This is a genomic window from Pseudoalteromonas prydzensis, from assembly GCF_011050055.1.
In the GTDB taxonomy this organism is placed as follows: Bacteria; Pseudomonadota; Gammaproteobacteria; order Enterobacterales; family Alteromonadaceae; genus Pseudoalteromonas; species Pseudoalteromonas prydzensis_A.
On the sequence record NZ_DRGM01000023.1, the window covers coordinates 57,972 to 77,030 of the forward strand.

The window sequence follows — 19,059 nt, forward strand, 5'->3', positions numbered from 1 at the left end:
GCTTACAAGATTCGTTGAAATACACAATTATAATTATCAACGATGTTCTTCCAATTTTTTGTCGAACTGGGGTTCAACTGATGAACATGACAACAATCAAATTAAGCCGACTTGTTGCTGCTATTTCGATAGCAACGCTTGCGGGATGTGGCGGTGGCGCCGAAACCGAATCAAACTTTACCAAGGTTGATCCTGCAGAACCTGTTTCTGATTGGCAAATGGTATGGAGCGATGAATTCGACAGTGGCGAAATTGACGCTGCTAAATGGAACTACGAAATCAACTGCGATGGCGGCGGCAATAACGAAAAACAATGTTATACCAACAGCCCTGACAACGCCTTTATTAACGATGGCATGCTCAACATTGTTGCCCTGCCAGCTGCAGAAGGTGCAGATAAACCCTTCACCTCAGCAAGACTCACCACCCAATACAAAGCTGATTTTAAATATGGTCGCTTTGAAATGCGTGCCAAGTTACCATCAGGCCAAGGTAGTTGGCCAGCATTTTGGATGATGCCAACGGATTCCGTTTATGGTGGTTGGCCGCGCTCTGGTGAGATTGATATTCTTGAAGCGGTAAACCTTAAGGTAGCAAACGAAGACGGCAGCCTTGAATCACATGTCCACGGCACCTTACATTATGGTCGCGAATGGCCTAATAATGCCAGCTCTGGTAAAGCTTATAAATTTCCACAAGACATGAATCCTGCCGATGATTACCACACCTATGCAATTGAATGGCAAGAAGGTGAAATTCGTTGGTATATAGACGACTATTTATTTGCAACACAACGCCAATCTGAAGTTCGTTATAATTCAAAAGACGAAGCGGTTGGCTTAAAACATCGTGGTTGGTTTGCTGAATACTATGAGCAAGGCTCTGGAGAGCTAGTTACTCATTGGGACAGTGCGCCATTCGATCAAGAATTCTTTATGATCCTAAACTTAGCCGTAGGCGGTGATTGGCCAGAAAACGTTAATAACTTAGGTGTCGATGCCGGTGCCTTTGCCGACGGTCAAACTTACTCTATTGATTACGTTCGTGTGTACGAATGTGCATCTAACCCAGAAACCGGTAAAGGCTGTGAAACAGTGCGCCCAGGCTACGATAGCTTAGATGATGCGTTAGTTGAAGGTGCAGCACCCGTTCCTATACCACCCAGCGATGGCGTTGCAAAAAACCTTGATATATTTGATGGCAGCCTAAATGCTAATTGGCTTGCTTGGGATTGCTGTGGCGGCACAGTACCTGAAATTATTGCTGATGATGATAAAGGCGAGGTTGTTAAGTTTAATATTAATGACAACAATGGCACTGTTTTGGGCTTTTCAACTCGCGGTGGTCATTTCCCTGATGACTTTACAGGAACATCGGCGCCATTTGATGCGTCACCATTACTTGAATTAAATGGTCGCTTAACATTTGACATGAAAGTAGTAACTCCTCCTGCAGCAGGTACACCTTGGCTATTCAAAGCCGAAACTGGTGAAGGCGGCCCTAGCACCGGTGATGTCCCCCTTAGTGAAAGTGTAGAAGGTGTGGAGCCTGTTACTGGTCAATGGCAAACTTATACCTTTACACTTGCTTCACTGCAAGAAAGAGGCCTAGATTTAAGTGCTATCGATGTGCTTATGATGTTCCCGGCATGGGGCGCAGGTGAAGGGGCAGAATACTTAATCGCTAATGTCGCAATTGAAGGTGATGTAGGCGCATCGCCAGAAATCACCCTTTTCACTGATGGACAAAACCTAGATTGGCCAATGTGGGGCTCTTCGCCTACATCAACGCCAATTGAAGTAATGGATGACGCTGAGCACGGTTTAACAGCTGAATTTAGCATCGGTGCAGAACCTGCAGTGATGGGCTTTACTAACCGCAGCGAATTTGGTGGCAGTGCAACCCCATTTGATGCCAGCGCAATTTTAGAAAAAGGCGTTGTGCAATTTGACATGAAAGTAACATCAATGCCAAATACAGCGGATGCTCCATGGTTACTAAAACTTGAATCACCAGGTACAGAAAGCTTTGCTGAAGTAAACTTGTCAGACAGTGTTGAGGGCGCAGTTCCAAGCGCAGGCGAGTGGCAAACTTATACCTTCAGATTAGCAGATTTAGCAGCCGCAGGCCTTGATGTTAGCGCCATTGATGTAGTGATGATATTCCCTGCTTGGGGCAGCGGCGAAGGGGCTGTTTATCGAGTTGATAACGCCAAGATATACAACCCAGAAGCCATGCCAACCGGTAGTGACTTAGTGTTATTTAAAGATACCACACCTGAGCAATGGAGTATTTGGGATTGCTGTGGTGGCTCTACACCAACCGAAGAAGCTGATGATGCAGAGCATGGAACTGTTGCGCAATTTTTGATTGGCAGCGAACCAACTGTGATGGGCTTTTTAGCAGATGATGACGTGTCGTTCGATGCATCACACTTATTAGCCGCTGGTGTTGTGCAATTTGATATGAAAGTGGTTTCAGCGCCTGCTGATGCTGACTCGCAGTGGTTGTTTAAAATAGAGTCAACTCTGGATGATAACTTTGTCGAGCTTCCTTTAACGGCAAGTAACGAAGGCCAGCAAGTGCTGGTTGGGCAATGGCAAACTTTTACTTTTAACTTACAAGATCTGTATGACGCTGACCTCGATATTAGTGCCATTAACGTTGTGATGATATTCCCTGCATGGGGCACCGGCAATGGCGCGGTGTATCGTATTGATAACGCAATGATCACGCAAAACTAATAGCGTCTATTAAACGGGTTGGTAAGCACAACTTACCAACCTAGATAACAAATTTGTATATAAGCAGACTATTATGAACACAATTAATTTTAAAAAGAGTCATCTTGCAGCCACTGTGTCGCTTGTCATTGCCGCAGGCATCACCAGTGCTGCACCGGTTTATGCCGCAGAGCAAAATTTAAATAATACCAATGAACCCGAAATTGAAGTGATCCAAGTAAAAGGGATCAAAGGCTCACTTATTCGCGCTATGGATTTAAAACGTGATGCCTCAGGTGTGATGGATGCCATTTCAGCTGAAGAAATGGGAAAATTTCCCGACACTAACCTTGCTGAATCTCTGCAACGTATTACTGGTGTATCAGTTAGCCGTGCCAATGGCGAAGGCAGTCAAATTACCGTACGTGGTTTTGGGCCTTCCTATAACCTAGTTACACTAAATGGCCGACAAATGCCAGGCACAGGTAACACACGTTCGTTTAATATGGAAAACTTAGCGTCTGAGGGCGTCAGCGCACTAGAAGTATATAAAACGGCTAAAGCCGATATACCGAGTGGCGGTTTAGGCGCCACAGTGAATATTGTCACTACCCGCCCATTACAGCAGCCTGGTCAGCATTTTTCAGCATCAGCTAAAGCAATATACGACAGCTCAAATGAAAAAGGTAACGATGTTACTCCTGAAATTTCAGCCGTATACAGCAATACTTTTAACGACGAAATGTTTGGTGTGGGTTTTTCATTTTCGCATCAGCGCCGTGATTTCCAAAAGCAAACTGCTAACATTCAAGGCTGGCATGCCAATGTAACTTTACCAACATTAGAAGAAGGCACGTTTGTTGATCCTCGCGCTGTTGATGAAGAAGGCAAGCGTGTCGGTAATCATTTCTTCCCAAAAGACATGAACTACAGCATTGAAGACTTACAACGCGAACGTACAAATGGGCAGTTAACTTTTCAATTTGCTCCCACCGACAACTTTGTTGCCACCGTTGATTACACGGCAAGTGAAGCAATAACCGGCTCAGACAGCATTGGCTGGGGCATCTGGAATGACTTTGGTGGTAATATTAATAGTTATGAGCTGGATGGAAATGGTACTGCTCTGTATGCTGACTTCAGTGGTAATGACTCTTCATTCACTGCCAATCGTGAAACAACCGAAGTAAAAGCACGCTCCATTGGCCTAAACCTTGACTGGAAAATTGGCACCAACTGGGAAGTTGAGCTTGATTATCATGACTCTAAAAATGAGACCGATAACGGTGCCGATAAAGGCATGGGCAGCAATGGTCAAGTCATTTTAGGCTCAGATCAGCTAGTCAATAAAATCTATGATTACCGCAGCGGTGATATCCCCCATGCAATGGTGAACTGGGAAAATGGCACGAATGAATTAATGCCGGGTGAGATTGACTCAAATTTTAGCCAGTTTATTCATTCACCTGGTGAATCAAATATAAAACAGCTACAACTTGATGCTACTTGGTATAATGACAGCTTCGAGATTGGCCTAAATAACATTAAATTTGGTGCTGCACGAACTAAACAAACTACAGGCGGTTATGAAGCTTGGAGTGGTTTACGCGGCGGTCCGGGTTTTAACCCATCGTTCACAGAAATCTTTCCAGACAGCATGTTTACCCGCCATGACACCGGTGATTTACTAGATCAATTTGCTGGCGGCGGCAGTGATTTACAACCTAACTACTATTACACCTTTGATTTTGATGAAGCGGTTGCCCGTCAACTGGCTTATTTAACCGAAGATGTGGTGGGAGAAGATAATGTATATTCAACGGATGCTTATTTTGATGGCATTGACAGCCAAAGCAATGTAGAAGAAATCACTGACAGTATCTATGTGCAAACGACTTGGGAGTTTGATATTGCCAATTACTTTACGCAAGTTAACGCCGGTTTGCGTTATGAACAAACAGATGTTGAAAGTACTGTTAAGCAAAAAATAGAACAGCAAGTAAATTGGATTTCTGAGTCAGAATGGATAACCCAGTATCAACCAGGCGGCGACAATAACTTCCTTACCGAACAAGCTGATTATGATGTATTGCTCCCAAACATTGATATTCGTGTTGATATAACCGATGATTTAGTTAGCCGTGTGTCGTGGGGTAAAACCATGTCACGAGCACCACTTGGCAACCTTGCGGGTGGACAAAGCCTCTCTGGCAGCCCTAAACCAGATGCACGTACTGGTAGTCGAGGCAATCCAGGTCTACTTCCTTTTGAATCGACTAATCTCGATTTATCGTTAGAGTATTATTACGGCGAAGGCAGTTATGCATCGATTGGCTATTTCAAAAAAGATGTTGATAACTTTATTCAAACCACCATAACCGAAACCACTATTGAAGGATTACACGATATCCTCGATGGCCCGCGCTATCAACAGGCCGTTGCAGACCTTGAAGCTCAAGGGGCGGATATCACTCCAAAAACTATTTTTAATCAAATGATTGCAAATGGTTATGGCAATGCTGAAGGTCAAATAGAACCCACCAGCGATGATCCTTTAATTGTATGGGATATAAGTCAACCACAAAACACTGAGAGTAAATCAGTGGATGGTTTTGAAGTAGCTGTACAACACATATTTGGCGAAACGGGTTTTGGCCTAGGTGTTAACGCTACTTTTGTTGATGGTGATGTCGAGTTTGATAGTGAAAACTTAGAACAACAAGCGCCTCTAACCGGCTTAAGCGATTCAGCTAACTTCCAAGCGTTTTACGAAAAAGATGGTTTATCGGTCAAAGTAACCTACGCATGGCGTGATGCTTATCTCATTGGTGTGGGTCAAGCACAAGGTTCGTCTGATGCGCCGCCGCAATATGCTAGAGAGTTTGGCCAATTAGATATGAGTGTAAACTATGATGTAACTGAAAATGTTACTGTGTTCTTCGAAGGTCTTAACTTAAACAACGAAACCGAACAAGGCTATGGCCGTTACGAGGAGCAGTTCTTATTTGCTCGTCAGTATGGGCCACGCTATACACTTGGTGCACGTTATACATTCTAAATAAATGGTTCTCCACCCCTACTAAAAGCCGCTTTTTAATGAGCGGCTTTTTTATAAACACAACATAAACCTCATTCTGCACGCTTAAAAAAGTACCAGCTAACATTGAGTCTACGACTCTAAAAATCCTTGCTCTTCATCTCTGAGTGTCAATACTTCAACACCATCGGCAGTAACAGCAAGGGTATGTTCCCACTGCGCCGAGAGCTTTTTATCGCGGGTAACCACAGTCCAGCCATCAGGCTTGGTTTTTACTTTAGCAGCCCCTTGGTTGATCATAGGTTCAATGGTAAAGGTCATGCCCTCTTTGAGTACTAGGCCAGTGTTTTTCTTACCATAATGCAGTACTTGAGGCCCTTCATGCATTTGCTCACCAATACCATGGCCACAATATTCTTTTACTACACTGTAACCATTTTGGTGGGCAAAATTTGCAATCGCATTGCCTAAATCACCTAACCGAACACCCGGCTTCACCCTATTAATAGCGTGCCACAACGCGGCTTGGGTTTTATCGACTAAGCGCTTAGCAAGTGGTGATACCTCGCCAATCATGTACATTTTACTGGAATCTGCAAGGTAGCCATTTTTTTCAAGAGTGATATCGATATTAACAATATCGCCTGCTTTTAAAACGTGCTTTTCATTTGGAAAACCATGACACACCACCTCATTTATAGAGGCATTTAAAACATACGGATAATCGTACTGGCCTTTACTTGAAGGGCGTGCTTGAAGCTCATTAACAATGTAATTTTCAACCCAATCATTAATTTGCATGGTACTGACCCCTTCTGTTACCAAAGGATCAAGGTAGGCAAATACAGCAGCCAGTAACCTGCCCGACTCACGCATTAAGGCAATTTGCTCAGCATTTTTAATCACCACATCGCTCATGCTTTATTCTCCTTAGTATTCACATCAGTATTCACATCAGTATTCACATCGGCCAGCTTTAACTGTTGCTTAATAATGTCACTGTAAGTCATGGTGGGGTTAAGCTCCGCCAACATCCCTATTTTTATCCAATATTCCGATTGTGAATTAATCGAGCGCACCATAGCAGAGCTCGCTTTTCTGATCTCTTCATGCAACTCATCACTAATTTTTACAATACCCATTATACAAACCATATATAAAACGTATACAAATGATATTCGCAAAAAATGAACAATGCAAATAAACTACTACAGTGTGTTATTCACCAAAGAGAAAAAGTATCGATACGCTTTGTTGTAGTGGCTGCCAATTAATATCAAAAAGCGTCGTCTTCACTGTAAACAGTGACTGCAAGTTCCTCATCAACATCTGTAAACACCAAGAAGTTAATAGGCTTACAACATACTTGGCAATCTTCTATATAGCTTTGTTGAACGTCGGCAGGATCAAGCAGCACTTCGATTGTTTCGCCGCAATACGGGCATGATATTGATTTTTCAGTTAATTGATTCATCCGTTTGGGTACTCCATCAGTTAAGTAGTTGAGTCACATTGTAAGATAGCAGCTTATTTAACATCGCCATTAAACAAGCTGATTTGAGTTACTCTAGCGTACTTTTAACGTGCTTAAGTAAGGCCTCGGTTGTCCACTCAAGTCCAGTATATGGAATATCAGGCTGGTAAAAATAGCCCTTATCACAGGGTCTGTTTACGTACACTTTATTAGGCATGATCACCTTACTCAACCCTGAAGGTGTATCGACTAATCTTGCATCCATGTAGGTTGCGCGTCAGCCACGCATATAATATTTTTCGAAGCTCGTCTCGTGATAGAGTCAGAATCATAGCAATGCCTAAAAACACTCCATGCTAGGACTTTTGCGAGTCTGTTTAAGTTGCTGATGACAAGGAAACTTTCTGCAGCCCAAACTGATGAGCAAAACCACCCACCATGACCTTGCTGATGTTCTGTTCTTTCAACTCCACTGACGCTGTAATAATTGAAACACAGCCCATTGCCCTGCCTTGTTCAAAAGTGAAACAATGAGTATGTTCATCATTAAGGTGCTTGGTTAAATAACATGCTAATGCTCCATTAGCACTCCCCGTAGCTGATTCTTCAGGAATACCAAATAAAGGAGCGAAATTTCGACAACTCGCTGTCAGCTCACTGTCTTTCTTGCACAATTCAAACGCATGGAGACCAACAACATCATGTTTTTTGCAAAAATCACTGAGTAAATCTTCATTCACTTGGATCTTATCCAGATACCCATGTGGCACTGGCACAATAATATCAACCAAGCCTGTTGAAATAACCTCAACCGGTAACTGAGTTGACTCTAAAATTGTCGCATCAATGCCAATTAACTCTGCTATTACTTGGTGGCTAAAACCGCCAAGGTATTCAGGTAACTTCTGCTCCATCACTATATGGCCGTTAGACTTTATAGTGACGGCCAGTTTACCGGCTTTAGTTCTTTGCACATACTGCCCTGCGGTTACCATCCCCTTTTGATGCATTATTGAAAATGCCGCTAATGTTGCGTGACCACAGAAATCAACTTCACCTGTTATGGTAAAAAAAGACAACGCAAAGTCGACTTCGTCATCTTGAGACACAAACGCAGTTTCCGAATAACCAACAGCTTGCGCTATTGCTAGTTTTTCTTGGTTAGACAAATTATCTGCCTGCAATACAACACCGGCAGGGTTTCCCCCACTGCCATTAGCAATAAAAGAATTAACCAAATAAGCTTCAATTTCCATCAATATCAATTTCTCCGTATACCGAGCCTATAGAATTGCTCGTTTTTAATTTATTTTTATTGATCTATCAACCATAGTCGAGTTTCTATATTGATTCAATCGTTTAGTGCCTTTCGACTGTGCTGGGAATAAGCGTGGTTTGGTGCTTTATGTGGCTTTTTGAGAGTGGTTTTAGTGGCTTTTTAAAAAATAATAATGGGACAGGCAATTATATTTTTGAAGGCCACACGTGATGAGTATTCAATTTTTGTCGCTTAAAATTACTTTAGACATACCGTACTTTTGACTGCGACAGCCGTTTAGTATGTTTGATATACCAATTTATCGGGTTCATTTTCTTTATAAGATAACAGGTAGGTAAAGCGAAAATCGCTTTATTAAAAGTGAAGATGGTTACCTTTTAATGTTCTTCGGCAAATTATCTAGCCTGCCCCTTTGTACCATTTAACATCATTTTGTGCGGCATGTTGTTTTAAACGTTGCTGTGTGCCAGCAAAGTTTGCATATTGTTGTCTAAAACGTTGAATTGATTCTAGCCAGACAACTTCTTCTATTTCTAATGTTGTCTGTATCTTCGGAATGGTTTTATCTATATGCCCTTTTTTCTTTGAGTCAATATGTCTGCCACTCCAATCAACGAGCTCCAAATAGTCAACTAAAGTAAAGGGAATTGTGTGCGCAAGATGATTCCCCCCAAAAGGCCTTAACTGCGGAGGCTGTCCTTCGCTCTGGTGTTGAGTTTCATCTTGTTTGTTACAAGGGTTAGACGTGTTATTGCTATTTTGTTTGTATGTTTTAAAGTGAGCTATACGTTCTTGAATTGAAGTAAAATCGCTGCCTTCAAGGCTCTTAGCCACATTCGCTCTAATGGGATTTAAATCAACATACGCCATGCACCGTAAAACGGATAGGTTGTCTAATAACGCTTGTGATTTGTAGCGCCCTTCCCAATATTTCCCAGTGCAGTTATCCTCTTTATTCGCTTCGCGAGCGATGTACTCATTCAGATTTTTCATATACCAGCTGATGTCGTAAAGCCTTGCTCGCCATGTAGCAATTATGTCATCTAAGTAGCACTGGTTAACTGTACCTAACTGCTCACCATTTTTATATCGCTCTACCAATGGGTGGCCATTATAAAGTTGATACCAGCGCGCGATCACTTCATCATCACTCCAATCCAGTGCTTCACTGCGGTTCACTTTTACAACAAGATGATAATGGTTACTCATCACAGCGTATGCTGCAATTTCAATGGCAAATACGCGGCTTAAAAACTTGATACGCGCTACCAGCCACTCTCTACGGTGGTCAAAGTTTTTACCTGTGTATTGGTCATCACCACATAAATAGGCGCGCCGAACACATCGAGCAATTAAGTGATAATACGATGTCGATGCTAAATCAATTAGGCATTTTCTTGCTCTTGTCATGACTTATAACCATTACTTATACTGGATATAATAACAGTAGTTCACTGTATAGATTTTACAAGGGGCTTTTTATGCCTGTCCTATTATTTCCTATTATTTCCTTTCTTTCAAATGAATGCCAGCTTCGCTGGGCAAACAAAAAGCGCTGCAACAATGCAGCGCTGTTATTACTTATCGATTGTTTGTTTAAACTAAAACACTTTATTTAAAAAAAGCCGAGCGGATCTTCGCTGTAGCTTACTAATAAATTTTTAGTTTGTTGGTAATGATCAAGGGCAAGCTTGTGAGTTTCGCGGCCGATGCCTGATTTTTTATAGCCACCAAACGCCGCATGTGCTGGGTACATATGGTAGCAGTTGGTCCATACACGGCCTGCTTCTATTTTGCGGCCAAAGTGATAAGCGCGGTTCATGTTGCGGCTCCATACCCCTGCGCCTAAACCAAACTCTGAGCTGTTAGCCAGTTCGAGTGCTTCGGCTTCGTCTTTAAAGGTCGACATTGAAATAACCGGGCCAAAAATCTCTTCTTGGAATACCCGCATATCATTCGTGCCTTTTAACAATGTTGGCTGAATGTAATAACCACCATTTAGTTCATCCGTTAGTTGCTCTACATTACCGCCAGTGAGCACTTGTGCGCCTTCTTTTTTACCAATTTCGATGTAGCTGAGAATTTTATCAAATTGGGCTTTTGATGCTTGTGCACCCACCATGGTTTCACTATCAAGCGGGTTACCGCGTTTAATTTTTAATGTGCGCTCTAAAATACGCTCAATAAACTGCTCGTAAATATCTTCTTGAATAAATAGTCGCGACGGACAAGTACACACTTCACCTTGGTTAAAATACGCAAGTACTGCGCCTTCAATGGCTTTACTTAGGAAGGAATCGTCTTTTTCCATCACATCGTTAAAAAAGATATTCGGTGATTTACCACCGAGCTCAACAGTTGATGGAATAATATTATCCGCAGCACATTTTAAAATGTGTGAGCCCACTGGGGTTGAGCCGGTAAAGGCAATTTTGGCGATGCGCGTGCTGGTTGCTAATGCTTCGCCCGCTTCTTTACCAAAGCCATTTACCACATTAAGCACGCCAGCAGGCAGTAAATCACCAATGATTTCCATCAACACTAAAATAGACACAGGTGTTTGTTCAGCGGGTTTGAGAATCACACAGTTACCCGCGGCAAGCGCTGGTGCGAGTTTCCATGCGGCCATTAAAATTGGGAAGTTCCACGGAATAATTTGCCCAACTACGCCCAGTGGCTCATGAAAATGATACGCGACTGTGGTTTCGTCTATCTCGCCAATACTGCCTTCTTGAGCGCGAATACAACCGGCAAAATAACGAAAATGATCTGCCGCCAGCGGAATATCAGCCGCCAATGTTTCGCGAATGGCTTTACCGTTGTCCCACGTTTCGGCAACTGCAAGTAGCTCAAGGTTTTGCTCAATGCGATCAGCAATTTTCAGCAAAATATTGCTACGTGCCGTTACTGAAGTTGTGCCCCAAGCGGCTTTGGCTGCATGGGCTTTATCAAGGGCAAGCTCAATATCCGCTTTATCAGAGCGTGGTACTTTACAAAATACTTTACCATTAACGGGGCTAATATTATCAAAGTACTGCCCATTTACAGGCTCAAGCCATTGTCCACCAATGTAATTACCATACTGAGATTTAAAGTTAATGAGTGCGCCGTCGCTGCCAGGATTTGCATAGATCATTGTGTGTATCCTTTATTCAAAATGTTGCTTTTTAATTTAATCAAATTGACTAAGTTTGGCGGGAGATTGTTGTTTATTTATCCGCCATCTGTTGACATTAGCTCATAACAGGCATAAAAACTTGATTAGCTGTCCAAAAAACATGTCTGTGCGTCCAAACTCTGTTGGTCGTGTTTAAAGGAAATAAAATGAATACCACGTTATTGACTGAAAAACTGACTAAAAAGCGCCAAGCGGTTGATGTACTGATCGAAAATAAAATTACGTTTGCCTCAGACAACGCCGAGCTGAGCATTTATGACACCTACCAAGATGCGCAAAAAGTAGCACTGCATTCCAGTGAACTGCTATTTTGCGGCATGATCAGCGGTAAAAAAATCATGCACGTTGCCGACAGTAACTACCATGAAGAGTTTTTACCCCAGCAATCTTTTGTATTAGCACCCGAGCAAGGGGTGTTAATCGACTTTCCTGAAGCATCAATGCTGCAACCTACCACCTGTTTGGCAATCGAAATTAGCCGCGATAAAATCAGCCAAGTAGCTGACGCGCTAAATATACAGCAGCAAATAAGCAGCGATGACTTTTTTCATTACATTCCAAAGCTGGTGCATACCGAGCATAATCAACAAACCCAACAGTTGCTTGAACGGATGATTGGGTTATTCAGTGAAAACGAGCAAGATCGCCATTATTTAATTGAGCTGTCGGTTAATGAATTAATCACTCGATTATTACAGCAACAAAGCCGCGATTTAATGCTCGCCAGTTGCCAACAAACTATTGCGTGCCCATTAACCGATGCCCTGCACTTTATTAAAGAACATCTTAATCAAACTTTAGATATCGATACTTTATGTAAAATTGCCTGCATGAGCCGTAGTAAATTTTACCAGCAATTCAAACTCGCCTTTGGGCAAAGTCCGGCCATGTGGCAACAACAGCTAAGATTAAAGAAATCTCGCCAACTTCTGCAATCTGGGCAACAAATAAGTCAAGTTTGCTACGATCTTGGCTTTACCAACCCCAGCCACTTTAGCCGTTTATTTAAGCAAAAATTTGGTGTTTCACCTAAACAATGTAAGCATTAATATTCATCTATTAAGAATTTTTAACTAAATTAAAAGTTTTTATTGACTCGAACGCAATTGCAGATTATTTTCCCGCTGATGTTTTTATCGGCATAACAATAGCGGCATGCATCCCCTGCACCGTCTGGCGCCAAGCCAACGCACTTTACTGTGTCGCACTTGTGCTAAACCCACCGCGAAACCTAACAGTGACTTCTGCGTGCAAAAGCAGTGACTTGGAATATCAGCCGTTGGGCTAACATTCTTTGTTTTTGTTAAGCAGTTTGAGTCAATTACTCAAATGCTTTTTATTTTGTGAATACTTAAATGCTTGAACCTTCTGCGTTAAGTCTTGTGCCGCCAATTGTGGTGGTGATTTTGGCGATCGTGTTACGTCGTCCTATTTTATCTTTGCTGATCGGCGCCCTTGTTGGCCTCGCTATGCTTAACCCTGTTGAAATGCTTAGCAACTTTGCTGCGGCATCATTAAAAGTGATGGTCGATGAAACAATCGGCTGGCTTATTCTAGTGTGTGGTGGCTTTGGTGCGTTAATCGCATTGCTCGTGCGCACCGGTGGTGCAGCAGCATTTGGCAGTTTTGCGCTGCGCTTTTGTAAAGGCCCACGCTCATCGTTGAGCATGACCTTTTTGCTCGGTATCGTGATTTTTATCGACGATTACCTCAATGCGCTTACCGTGGGCGAAACCATGAAACGCATTACCGATAAATTTAAAATCAGCCGTGAAATGCTTGCCTACGTGGTCGACTCTACCGCAGCGCCAATTTGCGTACTAGTACCACTGTCTACATGGGCAGTATTTTTTGGCGGCTTATTGGTTGATAACAACATAGCCGGCGAAGGCCAAGGTGTTGCCGTGTATATTCAAGCCATACCCTATATGTTGTACGCTTGGTTTGCGGTATTAATAGTCCCATTAGTGGTGCTTGGCGTTATCCCTTTATTTGGGCCGATGAAAAAAGCCCAATTACAGGCGATGCAAGAGCAACCGCAAGTCGATCCTGCGCAGTACAACGAAGTGCAAACAGCCGATGAATACGCAGTCAAAGCCGTTGAAGAAAGCTTTGAAAGCGCAGACAGCCACGGCAAACTGTACAACTTTTTACTGCCTATTTTATTGCTCGTTGCCTTTACTGTGTATTTTGACATCGACGTGTACAAAGGGTTATTAGCGACATTCGCCGTGACGATCCCATTTTATATGCTGCAAAAACTAATGCCATTTGCCGAAATGATTGAAAAAATGCTCGATGGTTTTAAAAGCATGTTGCCAGCGATAGGAACTGTGATCGCCGCATTTATTTTTAAAGATGTCTGCGACCAACTGCTATTACCGCAGTTTGTCATTGAATCACTCAGCCCATTTATGACCGCAGGCTATTTACCTGCCGTGGTGTTTTTAGCCATGGCTATTTTGGCGTTTGCAACGGGCTCAAGCTGGGGTATTTTTGCGGTAACCATCCCGATTGTGATGCCACTGGCTGTCGCCGTTGATGCAAATATACCATTGGTGATTGGTGCGCTATTATCAGCATCATCATTTGGTAGCCAAGCATGCTTTTACTCAGACTCAACAGTACTAGCAGCGCAAGGCTCAGGCTGTAACTTAATGAGTCACGCTATTACTCAACTGCCCTATACACTCATCGCAGCAGCCTGCGCGTTTGTCGGGTTTTTAGTGATTGCTTAGGCAGATAGGTTTAAGAGGAAAGTTGGCAAGGTTAAAGGTTAAAAATAAACCCATCATTTAACTAGACAGCTACTCTAATTGAGCAAGCAACACTGTACCAGATAGTAAGTGGTTCGAATCAGCCGCTTACTAAATCACTAAAGTTTTAAAGCCAATCTTTTAGGGTAACTAAATGGTTGGCATTCAACGCATTTTATTTCATCTGCATCAGTATGCGCGGGATTTATGATAAAATTATATTCATCTGAACAAACAGACGAAGGAACTTGCAGTACAGCTTCTCCCATACTCGTTAACCAGTCGCTACCCACTATTTGGGTTTTTAATATATAAGGGTGATCATCCCAGTCACTTGGTAGATCAGATACAACCAAGCGTTTAATTTTCAGTTTATCAGGTATTAATATCGATGTGACTGATAGTTGCTTGTTAAGTATATCCGTAGAGTCGTTCACTAACCTCTCAAGCATTGCAAGGGAGCGGCTACTTGCTGTATAAACAACAGGTTTACCAACCATGTGCCATCTACCTTCTGCATAAAGCCCACCTATGCCTGACAGTGCGTTATTTGCATTGTTATGTTCAGTAGGGGCAATCCTGTAACAAATCATCAGGCAGTGAATCCATACTCTAGCCCATTAATAATCCGCTTAATTAATTCACGACCGCGAATAGTATGCAAAAATTCTTTTGGCGCTTTGCCATCGAACTGTGTATGAGCGGTGTTCAGCCACTCATTCCAACGTTTTACATCACCAAAGTATGAAATACCTATAGATGACAAACGTGCAACTTCCAATGCATTTTGACTTAAGTTAATACCTAAACGTTTGCGCTCTTTTACATGTCGCTCTAATGTCCGCGTAGTAGTACCAATAGTCTTAGCTATTAGTTTTTGTTCCCATCCAAGCGATTTACTAAGAAGGAAAATGGACGAAGCTTTCAAGCCTGTAGTAGCAACAGTAATTTCTTCTAATGCATTAGAGTTGTTAGTGATTAACCCACCACTCACTACTTTTATAAAATCAAACTTTAAAGTTTCCATAAACACCTCCAGCGACAATTGTCGTTAATTATAATACCAAGTGTCAAAACTAGCAAGGTAACATAGCGCTATTCACTGATAGCTGAACGAGATGGCCGCTGGGGTTCTTGCATCTCATACTACATAGGCGCACCATTCAGTTTTCTAATTCTGTATAAGTCTAATGTAAAGTACTCTCTTTTGAGTAAATTCAAACACACTAACAACTTTGACCTTTAACCTTGCTAACTTTACCCTCGCGAACTTTACTCTTTTTCCAATTAACCTCGACAATTACTTGTATGTGCAGCCCTAAAAAGCGGATAATTGCAGCCAAATGAAAATACACTGACAAAGTCTGGCGCAAACACCTGCAAGCCTTACTTATTAGTGCGCACGAAGGTGGACCAACTCAATGGAAATTAAAGTTAATTTTCTCGATAATCTTAGATTAGAAGCTAAGTTTGACGATTTCTCAGTCATTGCGGATCAACCGATCCGTTACAAAGGCGATGGCTCTGCGCCAAGTCCATTTGACTACTTTTTAGCATCTTCAGCTCTGTGTGCTGCGTACTTTATTAAAGTGTATTGTAATGCCCGAGATATCTCGACCGATGGTATTCGTGTTGCGCAAAACAACATTGTTGATCCTGAAGATCGTTACAACCAAATTTTCCAAATTCAGGTTGAACTCCCTGAAGGTATTTCTGAAAAAGACCGCACTGGTATCCTGCGCTCGGTGGACCGCTGTACCGTTAAGCGCGTGATTCAAACTGTGCCAGAATTTAAAATTGACGCAGTAGAAAGCTTAGATAATGACGCACAAGCGATGCTGATGGCAAAACCTGAAGGCAGCGATAACACCTTTATTTTAGGTAAAGATTTACCGCTTGAGCAAACCATTGCTGATATGACCGCGATTTTGGCCGAGTTAGGCATGAAAATTGAAATTTCATCGTGGCGCAATATCGTACCAAATGTATGGTCATTGCATATTCGTGATGCGGCATCACCGATGTGTTTTACCAATGGTAAAGGTGCCAGCAAAGAAAGCGCATTATGCTCTGCCCTTGGCGAATTTATTGAACGTTTAAACTGTAACTTTTTCTACAACGACCAATTCCTTGGCGAAGAAATTGCCAATAGCGAGTTTGTGCATTACCCGAATGAAAAATGGTTTCAGCTCAGCGATGATGATTCACTACCGCAAGGTATTTTAGACGACTACACGCTGAGCATTTATAACCCTGAAGATGAGCTGTGTGGCTCTCATCTTATTGACACGAATTCAGGCAATGTTGAGCGCGGCATTTGCTCGATCCCGTATGTTCGCCACTCTGACGGCGAAACGGTGTATTTTCCATCAAATTTGATTGAAAACTTATTTTTAAGTAACGGTATGAGCGCCGGTAATAACTTTGCCGAAGCCAAAGTACAATGTTTATCTGAGATTTTTGAGCGCGCCGTTAAACGCCAAATTATCGAACAAGAACTGGTATTGCCAGACGTGCCAGAAGCGGTACTTGCTAAATATCCTGGCATTGTTGCCGGTATTAAAGGCTTAGAGGAGCAAGGCTTTCCGGTCGTTGTGAAAGATGCATCCCTAGGCGGGCAATTCCCCGTGATGTGCGTTACTTTAATGAACCCGAAAACCGGTGGCGTATTTGCTTCATTTGGCGCCCACCCAAGTTTTGAAGTCGCCCTTGAACGCAGCTTAACAGAGCTATTACAAGGTCGCAGCTTTGAAGGTTTAAACGACGTACCTAAGCCAACCTTCAACAGCATGGCCGTATCTGAGCCTGAAAACTTTGTTGAGCACTTTATTGATTCTACCGGTAAGATCTCATGGCGTTTTTTCAGTGCGAAGCACGATTATGAGTTTGTTGAGTGGGATTTCTCAGGCACCAACGAACAAGAAACCGCAAGCCTTTTCGGTATTTTAAAAGATTTAGGTAAAGAAGCCTACATTGCTGAATTTTCAGATTTAGGTACTGCGTGTCGTATTTTAGTGCCTGATTATTCAGAGGTTTACCCAGTAGAAGACTTAATCTGGGATAACACCAACAAAGCACTTAAATACCGCGAAGATATTTTAAACCTACATAGTTTAGATGAAGATCAACTTGCCGATTTAGTTGAGCGTTTAGAAGACAGTCAGCTTGATAACTACACCGACATTATTACTTTAATTGGCGTTGAGTTTGACGAAAACACGGTATGGGGTCAGTTAACCATTCTTGAACTTAAGCTGCTAATTTATTTGGCACTGGGTGATTTAGAAGCGACCATGGAGCTGGTTGAGACCTTCTTGCAGTTTAACGATAACACCGTTGAACGCGGCTTATTTTATCAAGCAATGCACGCGACATTAGAAGTTGCGCTTAGTGATGATTTAGAAATTGAAGACTACATTCACAGCTTCACCCGTATGTTTGGCCAACAAGTAATGGATGCAGTAGTCGGCTCTATCAATGGTGATGTGATGTTCTACGGTTTAACACCAACTAACATGCAACTTGAAGGGTTAGAGCGTCATCAGCGTTTAATCGACAGTTATAAAAAGCTACACGCCGCACGCGCTGCAAGAGCCAAATAAAGAGTGTCAGCCGCTTTTGCTCTTTATAGCGCGCAAGCAACCCATTTTATTTAAGCACCTAGCATTGGCAGGTGCTTTATTTTTTTATAGCGCAAAGCCAGCGATATACAATGCGCGAGCTCTTTACTTGGTAGCGTTTGATTGAGCTTAAACACCAAAGCACGGTTCCCCTCATAAATAAACGTATCGCCATAAAGCTCTTTGAATGTTTCAATCAGTTTAGTTTTACAGTTAAAGTAAATACAAAATTGCCCCGCTGATTTTGGTTTGTGATCAAAACGAATGGTCGAGCCTATTTTTGAAATATAACTCGGTTCCCCCCACTTTAAAGTTTCTTCAAGCTCGGTGATGCCATCTTGCTTTGCAACACGGAATATAAGCTCTCGAACTTCATTTAAGACAACTGCAACCTGTGAAGGGTAAGTCGTAAACTTTTGTTTTACTTGCTCATCCATGTGATCACCCTTGCTTAAAAAGCCTTTACTCTGATAGCTAATACCGATAATGCCCGGTAATTTTATAGCGAAACAGCACGTCTTCACGCTGCGACCCTGCCCCTATGTTATGCACAATAAGCGGCGTTTTGTTATCTACTGCGTATGTATCTACCACGATACCAATATGTGGCAAATTACCCGGCAGCATCCATGTAACAATATCGCCCGCTTTATAGGTATCAGCATTATTAGTTATAGGGAGCATTGTGCCATGGCGTTTAAAGAAGGTTTGTAAGTTTGGCACTCGGCGATGATCAATATTGCTATCGGGCTTAGTTAACCCCCATATTCTTGTTGAAGGGTACGCTGAAAAATTATCGCGCATATCTTCATGCACTAATTTTTGTAAATCGATACCCAGCGCTCTATATACCCAAACCTCCTCAAGATGCAGAATTCAGCGTTTCACAGGGGCTTAATATCAAGGCGTTACTTTGCAAGAATGGCAGTCCCTTTTAAGAAGTAATAACGCAGAGAGTAAGTTCCTGTGAAACGCCCAACGGGTTGGTTTAA

The 19,059-nt window shown here is 42.4% G+C and carries 15 protein-coding genes and 1 pseudogene; 5 read left to right on the forward strand and 11 right to left on the reverse strand.

Annotation, left to right across the window (positions count from 1 at the left end; all coding sequences use genetic code 11):
• Nucleotides 1-80: 80 nt before the first annotated feature.
• Nucleotides 81-2,744 (forward strand): glycoside hydrolase family 16 protein, encoded by a 2,664-nt coding sequence (locus ENH88_RS01855; protein ID WP_304178862.1) that lies wholly within the window; start codon nucleotides 81-83, stop codon nucleotides 2,742-2,744.
• 73 nt (nucleotides 2,745-2,817) lie between these two features.
• Nucleotides 2,818-5,781: a TonB-dependent receptor gene (locus tag ENH88_RS01860; protein WP_304178864.1), complete on the forward strand. Its 2,964-nt coding sequence runs from the start codon at nucleotides 2,818-2,820 to the stop codon at nucleotides 5,779-5,781.
• Between the two features lie 111 nt (nucleotides 5,782-5,892).
• On the opposite strand, the gene map is transcribed toward ENH88_RS01860, so the two are convergent.
• The 7 genes from map to ENH88_RS01895 form a co-directional block, all read right to left on the reverse strand.
• Nucleotides 5,893-6,678 (reverse strand): type I methionyl aminopeptidase, encoded by a 786-nt coding sequence (gene map / locus ENH88_RS01865; RefSeq protein WP_304178867.1) that lies wholly within the window; start codon nucleotides 6,676-6,678, stop codon nucleotides 5,893-5,895.
• On the reverse strand, nucleotides 6,675-6,902 hold the full coding sequence (locus tag ENH88_RS01870; RefSeq protein ID WP_304178868.1) for a ParD-like family protein: 228 nt from the start codon (nucleotides 6,900-6,902) through the stop codon (nucleotides 6,675-6,677). The genes map and ENH88_RS01870 overlap by 4 nt, the downstream gene beginning before the upstream one ends.
• Nucleotides 6,903-7,036: 134 nt before the next feature.
• Nucleotides 7,037-7,234: a CPXCG motif-containing cysteine-rich protein gene (locus ENH88_RS01875; RefSeq protein ID WP_304178870.1), complete on the reverse strand. Its 198-nt coding sequence runs from the start codon at nucleotides 7,232-7,234 to the stop codon at nucleotides 7,037-7,039.
• Between the two features lie 88 nt (nucleotides 7,235-7,322).
• The gene (locus tag ENH88_RS01880) at nucleotides 7,323-7,499 is read right to left on the reverse strand and encodes a hypothetical protein (RefSeq protein WP_304178872.1); all 177 of its coding nucleotides are present in this window, start codon (nucleotides 7,497-7,499) and stop codon (nucleotides 7,323-7,325) included.
• Nucleotides 7,500-7,611: 112 nt separating this feature from the next.
• Nucleotides 7,612-8,490: a PhzF family phenazine biosynthesis protein gene (locus tag ENH88_RS01885; RefSeq protein ID WP_304178873.1), complete on the reverse strand. Its 879-nt coding sequence runs from the start codon at nucleotides 8,488-8,490 to the stop codon at nucleotides 7,612-7,614.
• 422 nt (nucleotides 8,491-8,912) lie between these two features.
• Nucleotides 8,913-9,923 (reverse strand): transposase, encoded by a 1,011-nt coding sequence (locus ENH88_RS01890; protein WP_304178876.1) that lies wholly within the window; start codon nucleotides 9,921-9,923, stop codon nucleotides 8,913-8,915.
• Between the two features lie 205 nt (nucleotides 9,924-10,128).
• Nucleotides 10,129-11,649, reverse strand: coding sequence for an aldehyde dehydrogenase family protein (locus tag ENH88_RS01895; protein WP_304178878.1), 1,521 nt, complete (start codon nucleotides 11,647-11,649; stop codon nucleotides 10,129-10,131).
• Nucleotides 11,650-11,837: 188 nt separating this feature from the next.
• Between ENH88_RS01895 and ENH88_RS01900 the strand changes: the two genes are divergently transcribed.
• Nucleotides 11,838-12,740, forward strand: a complete 903-nt coding sequence (locus tag ENH88_RS01900) for an AraC family transcriptional regulator (RefSeq protein WP_304178880.1) — start codon at nucleotides 11,838-11,840, stop codon at nucleotides 12,738-12,740.
• Between the two features lie 306 nt (nucleotides 12,741-13,046).
• Nucleotides 13,047-14,429: a Na+/H+ antiporter NhaC family protein gene (locus ENH88_RS01905; protein ID WP_304178881.1), complete on the forward strand. Its 1,383-nt coding sequence runs from the start codon at nucleotides 13,047-13,049 to the stop codon at nucleotides 14,427-14,429.
• A gap of 137 nt (nucleotides 14,430-14,566) precedes the next feature.
• Here ENH88_RS01905 and ENH88_RS01910 read toward each other — a convergent pair whose 3' ends face one another.
• Together ENH88_RS01910 and ENH88_RS01915 are read right to left on the reverse strand one after the other, a co-directional pair.
• Nucleotides 14,567-15,040 carry an RES family NAD+ phosphorylase gene (locus ENH88_RS01910; RefSeq protein WP_304178883.1) on the reverse strand — a complete coding sequence of 158 codons (474 nt, stop codon included), beginning with the start codon at nucleotides 15,038-15,040 and terminating at the stop codon, nucleotides 14,567-14,569.
• Nucleotides 15,040-15,474, reverse strand: a complete 435-nt coding sequence (locus ENH88_RS01915) for an antitoxin Xre/MbcA/ParS toxin-binding domain-containing protein (protein ID WP_182717572.1) — start codon at nucleotides 15,472-15,474, stop codon at nucleotides 15,040-15,042. The genes ENH88_RS01910 and ENH88_RS01915 overlap by 1 nt, the downstream gene beginning before the upstream one ends.
• Before the next feature lie 394 nt (nucleotides 15,475-15,868).
• Between ENH88_RS01915 and ENH88_RS01920 the strand changes: the two genes are divergently transcribed.
• Entirely contained in the window at nucleotides 15,869-18,049 is a 2,181-nt protein-coding gene (locus ENH88_RS01920; protein ID WP_304178886.1) for an OsmC domain/YcaO domain-containing protein, read from the forward strand.
• Between the two features lie 50 nt (nucleotides 18,050-18,099).
• Here the strand turns inward: ENH88_RS01920 and ENH88_RS01925 are convergent, their stop codons facing one another.
• On the reverse strand, nucleotides 18,100-18,504 hold the full coding sequence (locus tag ENH88_RS01925; RefSeq protein WP_304178887.1) for a DUF1801 domain-containing protein: 405 nt from the start codon (nucleotides 18,502-18,504) through the stop codon (nucleotides 18,100-18,102).
• A gap of 37 nt (nucleotides 18,505-18,541) precedes the next feature.
• Nucleotides 18,542-18,916, reverse strand: a pseudogene (locus ENH88_RS01930) (DUF1287 domain-containing protein); the annotation flags it as partial.
• Nucleotides 18,917-19,059: the final 143 nt, after the last annotated feature.